Source organism: Prevotella heparinolytica (assembly GCF_004342845.1).
GTDB classification, from domain to species: domain Bacteria; phylum Bacteroidota; class Bacteroidia; order Bacteroidales; family Bacteroidaceae; genus Bacteroides; species Bacteroides heparinolyticus.
This window is the reverse complement of record NZ_SLXB01000005.1, coordinates 88139-105415: the sequence shown is the minus strand read 5'-3', so window position 1 is coordinate 105415 and position 17277 is coordinate 88139. Positions and strand designations below refer to the sequence as shown.

Below are 17277 nucleotides of genomic sequence, written 5' to 3'. Positions count from 1 at the left end.
TAAAAGTTTGTTTAATTGATTAGGGGTATTTCGACTCCATTGTTGGAGGTTATTTTGATGATACGTTCTATATAATACAGGAAGAGATCATTTGTGATTCTCCCGGATATATTTTTTTTATTCTTCACTACATCGGATAGGTAGTCGACGTTTTCGTAATAAAAAGCAATAAAATCTTCTTTCTCATGGAGTTTGGTCAAAGCATAATAATACATTTGAATAGCCCTTACATATAACCAGCTTTTTAAAATATCATCATTAGTAAAAGACGCGTTTCGTGAGAATGACAATATGTTTTTTGATAAAGCGATAAGTGAACTACTCTTTTTATAAATAGTTTCTGCTCCATGCATAATTGATCCGTTTCTTTGCCTGTAATAGTAGAAAGGGAAGTCCATAATTTTGATTTTCTCGGCTTGACATACAGTCTGTATAGTCCAAAGTTCGTCTTCATACATTTCCTTTTGGAAGCGGATGTTGTTTCTTTTTAGGAATTCATGCTTATACATATAGCAATAGACCATCGGGATAAAGGAATTGGCATTTGATAAGTTTATATAGCATTCTTTTCCTTGCATCACTTTCCCAAATAACGATGGTGGAGTTTTATATCTTTGTCTTATATCTTTGGAATGGTAATAGAATAGAGCATTTCCCATGACCATATCCAAATCATTGTCTGCTAATTCTTTATACATGATGTCTAAAGAGTTCTTGATAATCCAATCATCGCTGTCTATAAATGTGATGCATTTACCTTTGGCAATGTTTAACCCTAAATTTCTTGCATTTCCCGGGCCACAATTCTTTGTTTGCAACAATACTATTCTTCTATCTTTCAAGGCTAAATCGTTTGCAATTTGATACGAATTATTTTCAGAACCATCGTCAATGACGATAATCTCCACATTCAAGTTTTGGGATGCAATTGAGGAGATACATTCATTTATAAACTTTCCTGTATTATACATTGGTATAATGACTGATATATCTATGTGCATAGCTTTTATGATGTTTGGATTTAGAAACTGTTTTGAATTTATCCGAGCTATTTCCTAAGGATTATTTTTGCGGATTTTTCTCCTTTCTCATGAGTAGCATAGCGGGCTATGTGACGAATGTGAAAGGAGAAAAAGACTAAAAATAATAACGAAAATAAGATTATCTTTCTTTTATGCCAAAGAAAGAGGTATGGCCTTGGTATGATAAATTTTAACCGTATGTCTGCGATTATGATATGTGCTTAGAATTTTTGAATGAATTTATCCCATAAATCCGGAGAGCCTGCTTGATTATGAGTTTTTTCGTATAGTTTTTTACGTGAAGAATTGATAGCCTGCTTGGAGCGTGCGGTCAGATTGGCGATACTTATTGGAGGGATTTCCATCTTCAGCAGCATGCAGATACGTATCTCATGTGTGCTGATATTCGGGTAGAACTGCTCTAATCGCTCTGTAAAATTGTTATAGGTTCCGTTAATGGATTTAGTCAGTTCTTCCCAATCCTCCGGAGTTATTTTTTTCTTATCAGAGATGTTTTCAGAATGAGGCATTTCTGCCACATGATAGAAGTCTTTATATATTTGTGATGCTTTGAATGTCTGTTCTGAAAGAACCCGTATCTTTTGCTTGGTCTCTATTTGTCTGTTAGTAAGTTCCAATAGCTCTTTTTCTGTCTCTTGCAGCATCTTCTCCATCTCATTCTTTTGGTTTTCGATGTTTCGCTGTTTTTCTTTAATTAATTCTATACGTTTTTCATTGGCTATAATGTACTCTTGGCTATTTTGATATTGTTCTTCAACAATGTCTTCCAGTTTCTCTTTCTGCCGCATGGCAAGTATGGCTTTTTGCTTTCTTTGCAACAAGTAGATGATGCAGGCAGATAAAACGAGAGTTAAAATGCAGATGATTCCTGTCGATAGCAATACAATCCGGTTTTCCTGTTTTTGGATAACATCGCTAAGGTGATAGTTTTCTTTTTCGTGAATCTGATAGTTGTACTGCCAGCTGTTTCTTTCGTTCTCAGTAGTAATTTTTGCTATTAGCAGGCTATCTGCATAAAGCAAAGATTTATGCAGATACTCCAATGCTTCGGCCCGGTTTCCTTGCTTATCGGCTATTTGACTCATCATCTTGTAGCCTTTCTTTTGGTCGTTGTAGTAGGCATCCTTGTTATGATACTGATTACTGATAGAAAGCATTCTTTTGCAATAGTGCTGTGCAGAGTCTAATCGTCCTGTTTCGTAAAACAAGCGAGTACAAGTGGAGAAGTAGGTCGGTAAATAATTTATAGAGATATCATGAACAGCTTGCAGTGCGTCATAGGCTTTCTTATATTCTTCTTCTTGAAAATAACACATTCCCCATTCAATATTAATGCTATTATATAAATCCGTATCGCAGATCTTCTGTGCCATATCACTTGCTTTCTTGTAGTAAAGTGACATGCTGTCTATATTTTCTCCCTGATAACCTCTGGCAATAAGAAGCAATCCGTTGGTCATAAGAGTGCTGTCGGCTGTCAGTTCCGCATACCGGTAAGCTTTTCTGAAAGGTTTAACAGACTCGGCATATGTATCAGGATTAAGTTTATATATCAATCCGATATAGCGATGTATTTTATAGAGAATGCGATAGTTTGTGCTTCCTTTAAATGCATCCAACGCTTTCTGTAGATAGATTTGTGCTCGTGGCGAATCTCCTATGATATAGTAAATCATTCCTGCATAATAATATATTTCCGGCAAACGCTCTTGATCTTTCTTCTTTTCATAATAGTTCAGCAAAGGTTTGATGAGATTGTCAGAAGTAAAAATGGAATGAGTATTCTCTTTCGGCTTTATGGTCAGTATCCTATAGTACATCTGTGTGGATTCGGGTTCATTGCCAATACTTCCTTCTAATTGTGCCAACAAGGATAGGGCACTGTCAGGACGGGTATCCATCAACGAATCCGCCATTTGCATGAGACGCGGACAGGGTTTACTGACGCAAGAGCAAACGGTAGAGAGGAATGCTATCATAAATAGTTGTATAATGACTTTCATAGAAGCATTTCATTAATTATATCTGCAAATGTATAAATTATCAGGTTTATGATTCATGATGATGGATTAAAAAGTCAGAAGTTTTTTGTACAGATATTATATTGAGATAAACAATTGACATAAAGTTTTACACATTTATATCCTCCAAAGATTTCTCCCAATTCATCTTCATCCAGAAGATTCGTATTGTCACTCATTCCTGTTTTGAGTAACAGAATTTCTTCGTCTTTCAGTTTTTCTATTTCCATATTATTCTAACTTTTCTGTTTCTAATTAGCCCTTTGTAATACTTTCTGATTTCCGCTTTTACTCTTGAAGTTTGTCTTTACGGTGTTGAAGGTATAGCGCACTGTCAAACTTACACCACGAGTGTCATATCTGTTACGCCTCCAGTATTCGGTATCGGCATAGTTATTGGTCCATGAGGGGGTTACGCTTCTGGCAAATAAGTCTTCACCTTCAAGGGATATGTATAATTTATTCTTGCAGAAACGCCCTGAAACTCCGACATTGGTATTCAAAGAATACCCGTATTTATGTGTGCCGTTTCTATTCGGAGAGTTATAGTACGTATTGGCAAACGCTTCGAAATGTTTAAAGAAGCGATAACTGACATATCCTCCGATGTTTGTATAAACGTCGCGGAAAAAAGTCTGTTTCTCCAAATAGGGGTAGGTTATGTAACTGCATGTCAGGTATCCATAAGCCGAGATATTGAATTGCCCTGATGAAGTGGAGTATTCCAAGCCGAAATCCCATTCCTGTGCGTGACTGATGTTTTGAGGCTTGTTTACCAACACATTGCTTTTCTCTATATCGTGTGCGTATACCGAAATGGTGGGATTTGTGATGTAATTGTAAGAAGCCTGAAGAGTAAGATCTTTCAGGTTGGCAGTGAGTGCAAGGGTGTTCCTAAACGCCGGCTTTAGCAGCGGATTCCCTGTCCAATAGTGCAAAGAGTCTTCATAATTGACAATGGGTGTCAGATCTTTGAATGACGGTCTGCCGATGCTTCTGCGATAACTGAAACTGTAACTGATATCTTCTTTAGGCTTGTAAGTGATACGGGCATTAGGGAAGAGATTAGAATAGGTTTTTCTTACATCTGTAATTTCCCCGTTTTCTAAAGCCTTTGTATCGGTATAGTCATATTCATAGCGCAAGCCCAAAGACAGACTGAATTTACCCCATGTACGCGTAAATGTTGTATAAGCAGCGAGCCATTGATTCTTTCGGTTCATGTTTTGGGGCATTTCGTTGATGGCTGCTTTCGAATTGTTTTTTGTATAACCGGCTTCTGCTCCTATGCTCTCTCTATCTTTCTTTCCTAATCTGAACGAATAGTCACCGTTGAAAGTATAGATTTTATAGTCGGTAGTTGCATCTGTATAGGTCGAGTACAGTTTGCCCGTATTTAAATTCAGTTCTCGTATGTCGTTATTCTCGTTGTTTTTTCTGAAAGCATAATCAGCAATCAGTGTCAATATGGAATGTTCGTTACGAGTCCATGTATAGTTGGCAGAGGCGCTATGTAATCTTCGCTTGGTATATTGATCTAAGTCTTTTTTCTTTGATGTTATTTTGCCATTGTTGTCAAGAGTTATGTCATGGAAATTATATCCACTCACGTTACTGTAGGTTCCTGAATATTGGACACCTAAAGTCGCTTTGGGAGAAAGGGCAAAATTCAATCCACCAAACAAGGTATAGTTATTTAACGTTCTGCCATAGCCGCCTATTGAACTATTCTTGAAAATATCATTTTCGGCATGCTGAATTGTTGTAAGATATTCATCATACGAAAGGCTTTTGGAATGCTGGCAGTTCAATGAAAAATTGCCGGATACGATTCCGCTTTTTCCCGAAAGTGTGATGCGAGGATTTTCTGCATATCGCCTTCTTAGGGTGAATACATTACTTACTGTCGCTCCTAAATAATCTTTCAATTGTTTTTTCAAGTAAATCTTCACCACGGCATTTGTTCCGTTCTTATAGCGTGCATCGGGCTCTTTGATAATCTCTATTTTATTGACGTCGGTCGATGATAGAGCCTCTAATTCCGATTGGTTTGTTACCCTGCGGTCGTTGACGTAGATCAAAGGGGTTCCTGCACCGGCAACAGATATGTTGCTATGGTTGGTGACAATGATCCCCGGTGTCCATCTTAACATATCGACGAGATTTCCGGCATCTCCGATGTGTGTTCCTTGAATATTTCGGATGGTATAGTTTGACCCATCGTGCTTTATCTCACTTTTTGGGGCTTTTATCACGACTTCCTGCAGCTGTATGGACGTCTTATACAAAAAGATTCTGCCCAAATCGTTAGATGCAGGTAACAATGTCTTTTGCAGCCGATATGTCTCATAACCATCAGAACTTACGGATAGCACTACTTCTCCAATGGAATCAAGAGGCATCTCGAAGCGGGATTCATAGAAAGAGCCCGTCGTCACTTTAGTGGAATTGACATATTCTATCTTTACTTGATAGATGATGTCTTCGTTGTCGGCGGCAACGATATTTCCTGTAACCTTATTCTGAGCAGTAGCTTGTAAGGTCATACTTAAAAGAGCTATTAAAAAAAAGATTCGCATATTTTCATGTTTTTTGGGTTCTACTTTTTCCGGTGAAGAACAATTTTCCCTAAATTGATATCCGTAGCATATAACATCTCTACTTTTGCACTATAAGACTTGTGCCCCTTTGAGGAAATAATTATTTTTACATTTCCTTTTAATGCAGGTAGTGTAAAGTTCGGTTGTGAGAAAGTGGCTTTCATGCGGACGGTCCTTGTACGTAGCTTCACTATATAATTGATGATACTATCATTACCCTCTGAAATGACTCTTCCGGTGACTATGCCTGAGGCAAAAAGTGAACAAGACATAAAAAGGCAAAAAGGGATTAATAGTTTTTTCTTCATGATTTTCTTTCCTCTTCTTTTAATACATTTTCAAGGATAGTAGCAAATTCTTTTTTTATGGAAGGACATATAGACTCTCTCTTTCCAAAAGCTTTTAGTTCCCTTTCGTTAGGACAGCCTCCTCCGCATATAGGAAGAATGGAACATTTTTGGCATTCAGGGTCTTCAAAGGGTTCGTATTTTAAAGCATATTTTGCGAGTTTTGAGACAGAGATTGAAAAAGAGTTAATATTTCCAATGCTTTTTGCTTTATTCCCAATAAACTCTAAGCATTTATATATGCTTCCATCTGGCCCAATAACGATATGGCTCTGAACTCTTAATGGACATGGTAGACATAATTGGGGAATAGAAAGTTGATTATGTTCAACTTTGGTATAGAAGTTTAAGTATTCTTCTTCTGTGATGCACTTTTCGCACCCTTCAAAGTTTGTTATATTTCTAATATAATTACTACTAATTTTTAAAGTTCCATTGTTAAGATACTCTTGAATTTTTTCATGTAGAAATTCCATGAGTTCTTTACATGAGACGAGATTTTCTTTATCAACATTTATTTTTAGGAAAAGTGTGATAGATGTATTTTTAAGAATTTTTTCTATGTTTGAGAGGATTAAAGTATATGTTCCTTGTTGATTTTTCCTGAAGAAACGTTTTTTATCATGATTCTCCTGTTCCCCATCAAGAGTTATTTGTATTTGTTGAATATTTAGTTGGTTCAATAGTTTTATTTTATCATCTGTAAAAAGTGTTCCATTGGTTATAATGGATGTTGTAAAAGAAACATTATTTGATATCAATAGATCATTTAGCTTTACAATCTTATCATAACATAATAAAGGTTCTCCCCCAAACCATGTTAGTTCTATTGTTCTCTCTTTTTTCGATATAATGTATTTTGCTATTGCATTAAGCGTTATGTCGTCCATATATTCTTTATGCTTATTACCTTCTTCGAAGCAATAAGGACAACAAAGGTTACAATCTGTTGTTGGGGCTATTGTTATATCTAAACTTTTTTTTGAAAATATTTGATTGTAATAAATGTATTTATAGGAAAGGACTTCATTTTCATTGTCCTCAACTAAAAAACCTTTTTGTATAAGAATGTCTTTCGCATCGTCAATTTTCTTTTTGCTTAGTTTTAGTAATGCTCCACTCAGTGAATTATATAAAATCAGATATTCCCCTTTATCTATGGTAGTATTGAATATAGAATAACGCATAATATATATGATTAGATTATGTTATAGAATCACTAAGAGAGTAAAGAAACTCTCTTAGTGAATAAAAAAGTTTAGGGATACTTAGATAGTAAATCCTTCGCTACATTCCATTTTGAATTTTTTAGGACAGTTAATAGTATATCCTCCAAAAATTTCCCCCAACTCATCTTCATTCAGAAGATTCGCATTGTCACTCATGCCTGTTCTAAGCAATTGGATTTCATCGGTCTGAAGACCTTTTTTTTAAATCTTTCATGATTTTCAGATTAAAAAATTAATAAATAAATGTTCTCGTTAGTTTATGTTGACGTCTCGATAAACTCATTCTCCTGTCATCTGCTTCAATGGGTTGATAAACTTTGAAATCAATGGATGCATGGCTACAATCACTTCAATGCCGGCAGTCATTTCGGCGATAGGCTTGATGGGCTTGCCGTAATTGGTAGTCGTTCCGCAAACGTCGATGTCTATCGGATATGCGTCGTCTTGCAGATGGGTGCCGATTCCGCAGACAGTTCCGGTTAAATGTCCGAACTCTGTTTCCGGATAGCAGTCCGGTTTTATAATCACTTTTTGTCCTATCTCTATCTTTCCAAACCCTTTGCTTGGTATCAGTGCCGTTACTTTAAACTTGTTATCGGCATAATACATAGTGGCGGTTGCCGGCACCTTGTCTTGATAGGTGATGAAGAAACTCATGACAAGCAGGACGGCGAATGTCATGAAAATGACGGTATTGCCCCGACGGAGAATCCAAGGAGGAATTTTGCCTACTATTTCATTGGTTTCGGCACTGTGGTATGTGTTTATTATTATCGGCATGGTCTTAACCTCCTAATTCAAGCTGGTTTTTTATTAATTCAAAGTATGCGCCTTTCCGTGCTATCAGTTCCTCGTGTTTGCCTTGCTCTGCAATGTTGCCTTTATCCAACACGACAATATTATCGGCATTGCGTACCGTGCTCAGCCGATGGGCTACAATAACTACCGTCTTATTACGGAAGAATGCGTGGAGCTGCTCCATGATGAATCGTTCGTTGTTGGCATCGAGTGAGTTGGTGGCTTCGTCGAAGAAGATGTAACCGGCGTCTTTATAGATGGCGCGGGCTATCAGGATGCGCTGTTTCTGTCCGGTGCTCAAGCCGTGCCCCTCTGCACCGATCTTGGTGTTATATCCCATAGGTAAAGATTCGATGAAAGTATCTATGTTGGCACGTCGGGCTGCACTTTTTATCTGTTTCATGTCAGGATTTTCATCTGATATGCTGATGTTGTTGGCAATGGTGTCGAAGAAGATGAAGCCGTCTTGCATCACTACGCCACAATTTCTTCGCCATTCGCGTATGCTGTGGTTGGCTAATGGCTTTCCGCCTAATGAAATATTGCCTTCGCACGGCTCATAGAATCCGAGGAGCATTTTCAGAAGCGTGGTCTTGCCGCTTCCGCTGGCTCCTACGACGGTCGTCACTTGTTTGGCGGGAATTTGCAGCGTGAGATTATTGATGACTTTCGGTGATCGCGGACCGTCATATTGGTAAGAGACATTGCACAAGTCGATGTCTGCATGGCATGGTATCTCCTGTATTTTAGAGTCAAGCATGTTTTCTTCGTTCTCTTTTTCATGGATTTCACTCATGCGTTCCATACTGATTCGTGCATCCTGCAAGGACTGCATGAAGGTGATGAATTGCTGTAGCGGAGCGTTGAGTTGCCCGATGATGTATTGTAGCGCAACCATTGCTCCCAAGGTCATGTGCCCGTTTATCACGGCTTCGGTGGCAAGAAAAGAAATGACGATGTTTTTTGTCTGGTCGATAAGCGTTCCGCCTATATCTTGCGTTTGCCCGAGGCTGAGACTACGGCTACTGATCCGAAACAGCTTGGCCTGAATGTGTTCCCACTCCCAGCGTTTGCGGCGTTCGCAGTTGTTGAGCTTGATGTCTTGCATCCCGTTGACCAATTGGATGAGGTTGCTTTGATTGTTCGATGCTTCCTGAAACTGCATGTAGTCAAGTTTACGCCGGCGTTTCATGAAAACCAGAATCCAGCATATATAGGCCATGCTGCCAACGACGAACACTGTCAGGATGACAGCATCGAAGGCCGACATGATGATGGCATAAATGAAAAAAGTAACTGCCGCCATCGTGGTGCTGATTAATGAACCGGTAAGAAATGATTGGATGCGGCTGTAGTCGCGGATGCGTTGCAAGATGTCTCCCACGTTCTTGCTGTCGAAGAAAGCGATGGGAAGTTGCATCAGCTTGTTCAAGAAATCGGCAATCAGGGATATGCTTATGCGGGTGGTGATGTGCAGCATCAGCCAACTGCGTATCATATTGTTTGCCATCTGCCCGATTACGAGAAACAACTGGGCGATGAGAATCATTACGATGAAACCGATATTGCCCGTCCCGATGCCCGTGTCTACGACAGATTGCGTGAGAAACGGGAAAATCATGCTGATGATACTTGCCGTGAGCATGGCAAATATCACTTGAATGACAAAACTCTTGTAAGGACGCAGGTAACTGATTAGGTTCTTGAATCGTATCCGTTTTTCCGTATCCCCCTCTTCTTGATAGAATTCCGGTTTGGGGGCAAGCAGCAAGGCTATACCTCGTTTTTTGTTCTCGGAACCTTGTTCGGTTATCTGCAACCATGATTGGAGAAACTGACCGGCTGGATATTCCAATAATCCTTTTGCCGGATCGGAAACAAAGACTTTTTGTTTGCCTTGTTTCTTTTTAATGCGATACACAACGATGAAGTGAGACTGGTTCCAATGCACGATGCACGGCAGCATGGCATCGTTTTGCAGTTGCTCCCAAGTGAGTTTTGTGCCGATGGTTCGGTAGCCGATGGTTTCGGCGGCATCGCTGATTCCTCGCAGCGAAACGCCATTGCGTGTGATGTGGCACAGTTCGCGCATGGTTTGCTGTGAGAAGTAGCGTCCGTAGTACTTCGAAATGATTTGCAGGCAGGCAGCGCCGCAATCCATTCCGTCGAGCTGTATGTAACTGGGGAACTTCATGCAGGCAAAAATAGGAGCGTACCCTTTTTCGGCAAAAGAAAGAAGTACGATATGAGTACGATTCGGGGGGGGGGAGGAGGAGCGGTTACTGTACGATAGCTGTACGATGGAGACTTAGAAATTCTGAATGAAGCGATCCCACAGGTCGGGCGTACCGTCTTGACTATGTGTCTTTTTGTATAGCTTTCTGCGCGAAGACGTGATGGCCTGTTTGGAGTGGGCGGTGATGTCGGCAATGCTTGTGGGCGGGATTGCCATTTTCAGTAAGATGCAGATGCGCATCTCGTGTTCGCTGATGGCGGGGTAGAGGTCTTGCAATCGTGCGGTAAAGCCGTTGTAGGTTTTATTGATGGCTTCCGTCAGCTCTTCCCAATCTTTAGAGCTGATTTTTTTCTTTCCGGAGATTGTTTCCGAACCAGGCATTCCTGCCACATGATAGAAGTCCTTGTATATCTGCGATTCTTTGAATGTCTGTTCCGAGATGGCCTGTATCTTTTGTTTGGTTTCCGCCCGTCTGTTGGTGAGTTCGAGCAATTCCTGTTCTGCTTTTTGCAGGGTTTTCTGCATTTCGTCTTTTTGAGATTCGGTGTCTTGCAGCTTTTGCTTTATCTCTATGATACGCTCTTCATTGGCTGCGATGAAGAGTTTGCTGCTTTGATACTGCTCTGTGGCTATGCTTTTCAGCTTTTCCCTCTGCCGTTCGGCCTGCATTGCTTTTTGCTTCTTCCGCAGCAGGTAGATGATGAGGGCGGACAGGATGAAGAGCGACATAAAACCGATGCTCGCCGAGAGAATGATGATTCGGGCTTCTTGCTGTTGGGTGATGTCCTCCAAACGCCGGTTCTCCTTTTCGCGGAATTGGTAGTTGTATCGGGCGTTCAATTGCCGGAGGTCGTTAACCCTCCTTGCTTCTTGCAGGCTGTCGTCATACATCAGGCAGTGCCTCATGTATTCCAATGCTTTTGCCGGGTTTCCCTGCTTGGCTGTTATTGTGCTCAGCAGGCTGTAGGCCTTTTGGCGGTTGCTGTAGTATGCGTCTATGTTGGCATAGGTGTTGCCGGTCGAGAGTACTTTTTCGGCATAGTATCGTGCGGAATCCGGTCTGCCCGTTTCATTAAAGACATTGGCACGGGCGAGATAGTAAACGGACGGAAGCATTAGCGGATTATGCGAGGCTTGTAGGGCGTCGCAGGCTTTTTGATATGCTCGTTCCTGAAAATAGCATTGTCCCAATTCGATATAGACGATGGAACGTAAATTATCATTGTGCATCTGCCGAGCCATGTCGATTGTCTTTTGATAGTAGAACGATAGGCTGTCGATATTTACGTTCTGAAACCCTCTGGCTATATCACGCAGTGCGTTGGCCATGAGGAGGCTGTCGCCGCTTAGCACGGCGTGCCGGCAGGCGTTTTTGAAAGGGGCTATGGATTCGGCGGGCCTTCTTAGGTTGTGGTGGTAGGTCATTGCAAGCTGCCGATGGATTTTATACAGCAGGCGGTGGTCGGCATCTTTTTCGGAAGCTTTCAAGGCTTTTTGCAAGTAGTCCTGCGCTTGAGGCGTATCTCCCAACTCGCGGTAGGTTTTGCCTGCATAGTAGTATACTTCGGGCAGCTGTTTCTTGTCTTTTCGCTTTTCATAGTATTCCAGCAGTGGTTTGACAAGACTGTCCGAGAGGAAGTATTCTTTTCGATCTTCATTTGCTCTGATGGATAATAGCCGATGGTACATGCGAGTGGCTTCGGGCTCTTTCGAGATGCTTTCTTGCAGGACGTCCAACAACGTGGAGGCACTGTCGGGGTATGTGTCGGCTAAAGATTCGGCCGTTTGCATAAGTCGGGGATACGGCTTGCTTTCGCACGAGTGGATTATAATCGGCAATATGGCTGCGAATAACAGTTTTGCGAGCTTCATACAATGATAAGTTAGTCGGCTTGCAAATATAGATAAAAAAGATTGTTTATATCAATCATATCGATGAAAGTTTGTGCTTTTGCCGTATCCTCCCCGGTGTCATTAAGGATTGTGTTACTTTCCTTCGACAGAATGTAGGAGAAAGGGTAAGTGGGTTCTTACACTTTCAGTTTTATTCTGCTTTTCACTAACAGCCCGGTCAGCCATATGATGATGAACGAGAAGAGCAGCGATTTGAGCAATCCCGGCACACCGCTTCCCAATACATCGGGATAGCGCAGATGCAATAATTGCCAGAGGGCGTACCAGACGTAGGGCAGGATGTAGCAGGTCAAGGTGGCCGTACCTGCGGGTTTAATGATGTCGAACCAATGGGTTTTGCCCTTCACGTCCGTCAGCCAATAGCAGAAGCCGAATAGCGGGAACAGCAGGGCGAGGCAGTAGAACAACCACGTGGGGGTGGCCTGTATCTTGGAGATAATCCAATAGGAATGCGACACGAGGGCAAGGATAAGCATGCCCGCACCGAGGGTGCAAAGCATGCCGATGAATCTGCCCGGACGTTGTGTGTCGGCGTGGCGTTGCATCAGCAGGGAAGTCAGCAAGCCCGACATTCCGAAGGCATGCAGCGTCCAGTCGCCGGGAACGAAGGGGAGCAGGATAATACGGCTGCCGTACTCTTCGGGTATCAGGCCCGAATGGCCGGCTACGGCAAGCAATGTCACCGCAAACCATGCAAGGGCATTCCTTTGGAGATTCTCGCGGGTGAACAGATAGATGCCCGCACATACGGCATACGTCCATCCGATGAGTCCGAGAATGCCCCACCAACCTGTTTGGAACGGCTTTCCATGGATATCCTTATAGAGCACGAGGAAAGCGAGCAGAAGCACGCCTGCCACTTTCATGGCGGTGAAAAGGATTTTTTTTGTTTTTTCCGCTTTGGAATAAACTCCCCAGACGAGAAAGAAGCCGATGACCATCAGGATGGAGAACCATTGGTGCGAGATGCCTCCTTCGATGCCTCCGCTGTTGAGCGAAAAGAGTCCCATGGTCACTAAAGCCACTGTCCGCCAAAAGATGTGGGCGATGACTTGCAGTGTGGTGTCGCCTTTCCTGTACCGGTTCTGTATGGCGAAAGACACGGACATGCCCATGCAGAAGAGGAAAGCCGGGAAGATGGTGTCCGAGAATCCCAGCATGTCTTCGTCCGCCTCCGCGTGCATCAGCCAGTGAGGCACGTTTTGCAGTCCTGGAATATCGTTCACGAAAAGCATGAGGAGCATGGTGAGTGCACGGAATACGTCAACGGCGGCTATCCGTCGGAGGGTTACGTTTTTCATAAGTGGGCAATTATGCAGGATTATAATACTGTATTTCTTAACTGTCAGTCTAAGACAATATTCTTTACCGCAACATCGTTGAGGGCTTGTTCGGGCATCTTGCTTGATTTTTCGACGAAAGTAACCAAAAAGGGCTGTAATTCCAAACAGGTCCGTCGTTTTTTTTGTGAATGGGCGTTCTTGGGGTCGGCTTGTCTTTCAAGCCCTTCAAAATGGTTGGTGTTCGCCGGCCTTGGTAGGTGTTTCGCGATTTTTTTTACAAAAAAGTCCAAGGTTGCGGCGCTGTCGTTTTTGGGGCACCGAGCAAGGCGTCGTTCCTCGGTGTCCAAGACATCGTTCCTCGGTGTGGAACGCCTCGTTCCTCGGTGCCTGAGAAATACCCTGTCCAGAACGTCTTCTCGACGGGGTAGGGCAATCGTTCATGGGTTTTGATTAAATCTTGACATACGCACCGGACTTGACGTTTTTTTGCAAAAGTATCTGTAATGCCTGTTCGTAGATGTGGCGAGTGCTGATAAAGAAAGAACGGTTTAGATATAAAAAATCTTCTGTATCACTGTAAGGCTTTGGGCGTCAACCATCAAATAATCCGGCATAATAAATGTTTTCGCTTACTACCTTTGTCATCTAATATCTTTTCTATAAATTGCCACAGTTTATCAGTAAGGTTAGTTGGATATTCCATTGTACTATATACTTTAAATATGGTGTGGCCGTTGTATTCCGAACGTTATCCGTGCCGTAACGGAAGGATTAAGGTCTTGGACAAGTCGCCCATTCTTTAAGGATAATCCTCCGTTGGCTATCAGGCTGATAAGTAAGCACAGGGCGCACGAAAGCGAATATCTTCGGAAATCCGTAGGAAACGCTTTGAGAGATATAAGCAAGAAGCATGCGGAATTAATACGGAATGAGGTTCGGCAATGGGATTTATCCAATCCACGGGTTTTGTTCACTTATAAACTTGCAGCGAAATTGTTGAAATAGAATAAGACCATAGAATTTTGCGCTATTGACAAGTCCGAAAATTGGATAGAGATGGTCGCTGGGCAATTGGGCACATCGGTGACAGAGAGTATGACAAAGTGAATGAAATTGAACTCTAAAATGAATTGATATTATGAATGAGTTTACAACAGCACTATGCAGTAATGTAAGAAGCGAGCGAATTCCCAAAGAATACGATTTCTTTGGGAGACTGGTAGGCGAATGGGATATTATTTGGAACGACCATTTGGAAGATGCCGAACCAAGACGGGTAAAGGGCGAATGGATATTCTCCCGGATATTGGACGGTACGGCAGTGCAAGACCTCTTTATCGTTCCCTCCCGTGCGGAACGTCTGCACGATAAACAACCCGATGCCGAATACGGAACGACACTTCGCATTTTCAATCCCAAGACTATGGCGTGGGATATTTTCTACGGCTGTATGGGTGAAGCCATCCGCCTGACAGCTCGAATGGTCGGCGAAGAGATTATCCTGACCGAAAACACAACAGAGAAGATGCGATATGTGTTCTCCGACATAAGGGCTTCTTCTTTTCTGTGGAGAAAAGAACGAATGGGCGGCAGTAATGAATGGAAAACAGTTGCCAAAGTAACGGCAGAGAAAAGATGACGAAAGTAGAATTGATAATGATGCTTCTCCCTATCGTATTCATGGTTCACGAATACGAGGAAATAATAATGTTCAAATATTGGCTTGGCAATAACGGAAAAGAATTGAAAAGACGCTTTCCGGCATTCGAGCAGTTTCTTGCACGCAGGGGACATTTTGATTATTCCACAGCCACGTTTGCCGTTGGTACGGCTCACGAGTTCATTTTGATTTCTGTCATTTCTTTCTGCGCCGTATGGCTGGATGTTTATCAATGGTGGTTTGCTGCATTTGCAGGGCATTTCATACATCTTGTATTGCATTTTGCACAATGGGCAATATACCGAAAATATATACCTGCCATCATGACCACAATCTTGACATTTCCTTATTGTGTCTATGCCTTTGCTGTATTTGCAGAGGCTTCTATTCTATCTTCTTTGCAGATGTTCTTATGGGCAGTAACCGGCATCGTTCTTGCCATACTTAGTTTAGTTTCCGCATTTTTCTTTATGAACCGCTTTCAACGGTGGCAGGATAATCATTCTTCATGAAAAGGCAACTGATACCGATACTCTTTCTTTTCCTCCCTCCTCTTACGGTGTTGGTGCAAGGGCGGGGTGCTTCGGCCGACACCTTGCAGGTGTTCGCATTGCTCCACTTGCTGGACGAGGCCATTGGTACGCACAAACAGTATACCGACGTACGCGAATCACGTATTGCCCGCCTGAAACAAAGGTTGGCTGATACCGATACGGCGGATGTGGCTTTCTTCAAGTGGAATGGGGAGATTTATAAGGAATACAAGGCGTATGTATGCGATTCGGCCATTCATTACCTCAACGCCAATCTGGTTTGGGCGGAACGCAGGGGCAGCAGTGAGAAGGCTTGCGAAACCCGTCTGGAACTGGCCTACCTGATGGCTGCTACGGGGATGTATGAAGAGGCTTCCGAACTGCTCAGGCAGATAGATAGGACTGCGCTTCCGCCCCGCCTGCTGCCCGACTATTACCACTGCCGGTACAAACTTTACGAGGAATCGGGCTTTTATACTTCGGACGATTCCTTCAGGGAACGTTATCAAACGTTGGCCGCTTGCTACGAAGATTCGCTGATGCAGCTGCTTCCGCCTGCCTCGCCTCTTTTTCTCGAAAGGCAAGAAGAGAGGAAAGCCGCCCAAGGTGATGTGGATGCGGCTTTGGTTATCAACGACGCGCGTCTGAACGGCGTGCGACCCGATACGCCCGAATATGCATTGGTGACTTATCAGCGTTCTCTTCTCTACCGCAGCCTGAAGAATCGCGAAGAAGAGAAACGCTACTTGGCACTCTCCGCACTGACCGACATCCGCCTTTGCATCACCGATCATGCTTCGCTTTGGAATCTGGCGCAACTGCTTTATGAGGAAGGCGATATAGAGCTGCCTACCGCTACATCCGCTTTTCGTGGGATGAGACTAACCGCTACAATGTCCGCAGCCGGAACCTACAGACGGCAGGTATTCTTTCGCTGATAGACCTCACCTATCAAGCCATGCAAGAGAAACAGAACGATCGTCTGCGGTTATATGTCGCATTGGTTTGCGCGCTTGCATTGTTGCTCATTGCGGCTCTCGCCTTTATTTGGAGGCAAATGGAACGCCTCTCTGCCGCCCGCAGTCGGTTGGAGCAAACCAACCGGCAGTTGCTGGTGTCCAATCGCATCAAGGAGGAGTACATAGGCCGTTTCATGAAGCTCTGTTCCGTATATATCGACCGGCTGGATGCTTATCGTCGCATGGTGAAAAAGAAAATATCGGCGGGACAGACGGAAGAGCTTTTGCAAATGGTGCGCTCCCGTGAAGTGGCGGATGCCGGATTAAAAGAATTATACGTTAACTTCGACTCTGCTTTCTTGAGCATTTTCCCCGATTTCATCGAGCAATTCAACGAACTGCTACAACCCGGAGAGCACATTGTGCCCCGTAAAGGGGAATTGCTCACTACCGAACTCCGTATCTTCGCCCTCATCCGTCTGGGCATAGACGACAGTTCGCAGATTGCCGAGTTCCTGCGTTATTCCGTCAACACCATCTATAATTATCGGGCGAAAGTGAAAAACAAAGCCCGTATTTCGCGTGATGATTTTGAAACACGTCTGATGCAAATACGCTGACAATACGCCAAATGCCCGTAAGGTATCCACTTTT

11 protein-coding genes and 2 pseudogenes are annotated in these 17277 nt (G+C 42.8%); 4 read left to right on the top strand and 9 right to left on the bottom strand.

Annotated elements, in window-relative coordinates:
* Positions 1–11 precede the first annotated feature (11 nt).
* The 9 genes from EV202_RS04305 to EV202_RS04270 form a co-directional block, all read right to left on the bottom strand.
* On the bottom strand, positions 12–1001 hold the full coding sequence (locus tag EV202_RS04305) for a glycosyltransferase (RefSeq protein ID WP_131925690.1): 990 nt from the start codon (positions 999–1001) through the stop codon (positions 12–14).
* A 242-nt stretch (positions 1002–1243) separates the two neighbouring features.
* Complete coding sequence (locus EV202_RS04300) at positions 1244–3046, bottom strand: hypothetical protein (RefSeq protein WP_131925688.1); 1803 nt, start codon at positions 3044–3046, stop codon at positions 1244–1246.
* Positions 3047–3120: 74 nt separating this feature from the next.
* On the bottom strand, positions 3121–3294 hold the full coding sequence (locus EV202_RS15015; protein WP_164996233.1) for a hypothetical protein: 174 nt from the start codon (positions 3292–3294) through the stop codon (positions 3121–3123).
* Positions 3295–3315: 21 nt separating this feature from the next.
* A complete protein-coding gene (locus EV202_RS04295) occupies positions 3316–5610 on the bottom strand; it encodes an outer membrane beta-barrel family protein (RefSeq protein ID WP_164996232.1) in 2295 nt (764 codons plus the stop codon).
* A gap of 358 nt (positions 5611–5968) precedes the next feature.
* Positions 5969–7198: a radical SAM/SPASM domain-containing protein gene (locus EV202_RS04290; protein WP_131925686.1), complete on the bottom strand. Its 1230-nt coding sequence runs from the start codon at positions 7196–7198 to the stop codon at positions 5969–5971.
* 321 nt (positions 7199–7519) lie between these two features.
* Positions 7520–8020: a putative HlyD family type I secretion protein gene (locus EV202_RS04285; protein ID WP_131925684.1), complete on the bottom strand. Its 501-nt coding sequence runs from the start codon at positions 8018–8020 to the stop codon at positions 7520–7522.
* A gap of 4 nt (positions 8021–8024) precedes the next feature.
* A complete protein-coding gene (locus EV202_RS04280; protein WP_131925682.1) occupies positions 8025–10232 on the bottom strand; it encodes a peptidase domain-containing ABC transporter in 2208 nt (735 codons plus the stop codon).
* 114 nt (positions 10233–10346) lie between these two features.
* Complete coding sequence (locus tag EV202_RS04275) at positions 10347–12146, bottom strand: tetratricopeptide repeat protein (RefSeq protein ID WP_131925680.1); 1800 nt, start codon at positions 12144–12146, stop codon at positions 10347–10349.
* 158 nt (positions 12147–12304) lie between these two features.
* Complete coding sequence (locus EV202_RS04270) at positions 12305–13489, bottom strand: DUF5009 domain-containing protein (RefSeq protein ID WP_131925678.1); 1185 nt, start codon at positions 13487–13489, stop codon at positions 12305–12307.
* A gap of 720 nt (positions 13490–14209) precedes the next feature.
* On the opposite strand from EV202_RS04270, the pseudogene EV202_RS04265 reads away from it, so the two are divergent.
* The 4 genes and pseudogenes from EV202_RS04265 to EV202_RS04250 all read left to right on the top strand — a co-directional run.
* A pseudogene (locus EV202_RS04265) lies at positions 14210–14476 on the top strand (DNA alkylation repair protein); the annotation flags it as partial.
* A 133-nt stretch (positions 14477–14609) separates the two neighbouring features.
* A complete protein-coding gene (locus EV202_RS04260) occupies positions 14610–15110 on the top strand; it encodes a hypothetical protein (protein ID WP_125238126.1) in 501 nt (166 codons plus the stop codon).
* Complete coding sequence (locus EV202_RS04255) at positions 15107–15643, top strand: HXXEE domain-containing protein (protein ID WP_131925676.1); 537 nt, start codon at positions 15107–15109, stop codon at positions 15641–15643. Before EV202_RS04260 ends, EV202_RS04255 begins: the two co-directional genes overlap by 4 nt.
* Positions 15640–17243, top strand: a pseudogene (locus tag EV202_RS04250) (DUF6377 domain-containing protein). Before EV202_RS04255 ends, EV202_RS04250 begins: the two are co-directional and overlap by 4 nt.
* Positions 17244–17277: the final 34 nt, after the last annotated feature.

Excerpts from the sequence above, each read along its gene's own strand:
- EV202_RS04270 (WP_131925678.1), bottom strand. The coding sequence starts at position 13,489 with ATGAAAAACGTAACCCTCCGACGGATAGCCGCCGTTGACGTATTCCGT.
- EV202_RS04300 (WP_131925688.1), bottom strand. The coding sequence starts at position 3,046 with ATGAAAGTCATTATACAACTATTTATGATAGCATTCCTCTCTACCGTT.
- EV202_RS04255 (WP_131925676.1), top strand. The coding sequence starts at position 15,107 with ATGACGAAAGTAGAATTGATAATGATGCTTCTCCCTATCGTATTCATG.
- EV202_RS04275 (WP_131925680.1), bottom strand. The coding sequence starts at position 12,146 with ATGAAGCTCGCAAAACTGTTATTCGCAGCCATATTGCCGATTATAATC.
- EV202_RS15015 (WP_164996233.1), bottom strand. The coding sequence starts at position 3,294 with ATGGAAATAGAAAAACTGAAAGACGAAGAAATTCTGTTACTCAAAACA.
- EV202_RS04280 (WP_131925682.1), bottom strand. The coding sequence starts at position 10,232 with ATGAAGTTCCCCAGTTACATACAGCTCGACGGAATGGATTGCGGCGCT.
- EV202_RS04285 (WP_131925684.1), bottom strand. The coding sequence starts at position 8,020 with ATGCCGATAATAATAAACACATACCACAGTGCCGAAACCAATGAAATA.
- EV202_RS04290 (WP_131925686.1), bottom strand. The coding sequence starts at position 7,198 with ATGCGTTATTCTATATTCAATACTACCATAGATAAAGGGGAATATCTG.
- EV202_RS04295 (WP_164996232.1), bottom strand. The coding sequence starts at position 5,610 with ATGACCTTACAAGCTACTGCTCAGAATAAGGTTACAGGAAATATCGTT.
- EV202_RS04305 (WP_131925690.1), bottom strand. The coding sequence starts at position 1,001 with ATGCACATAGATATATCAGTCATTATACCAATGTATAATACAGGAAAG.
- EV202_RS04260 (WP_125238126.1), top strand. The coding sequence starts at position 14,610 with ATGAATGAGTTTACAACAGCACTATGCAGTAATGTAAGAAGCGAGCGA.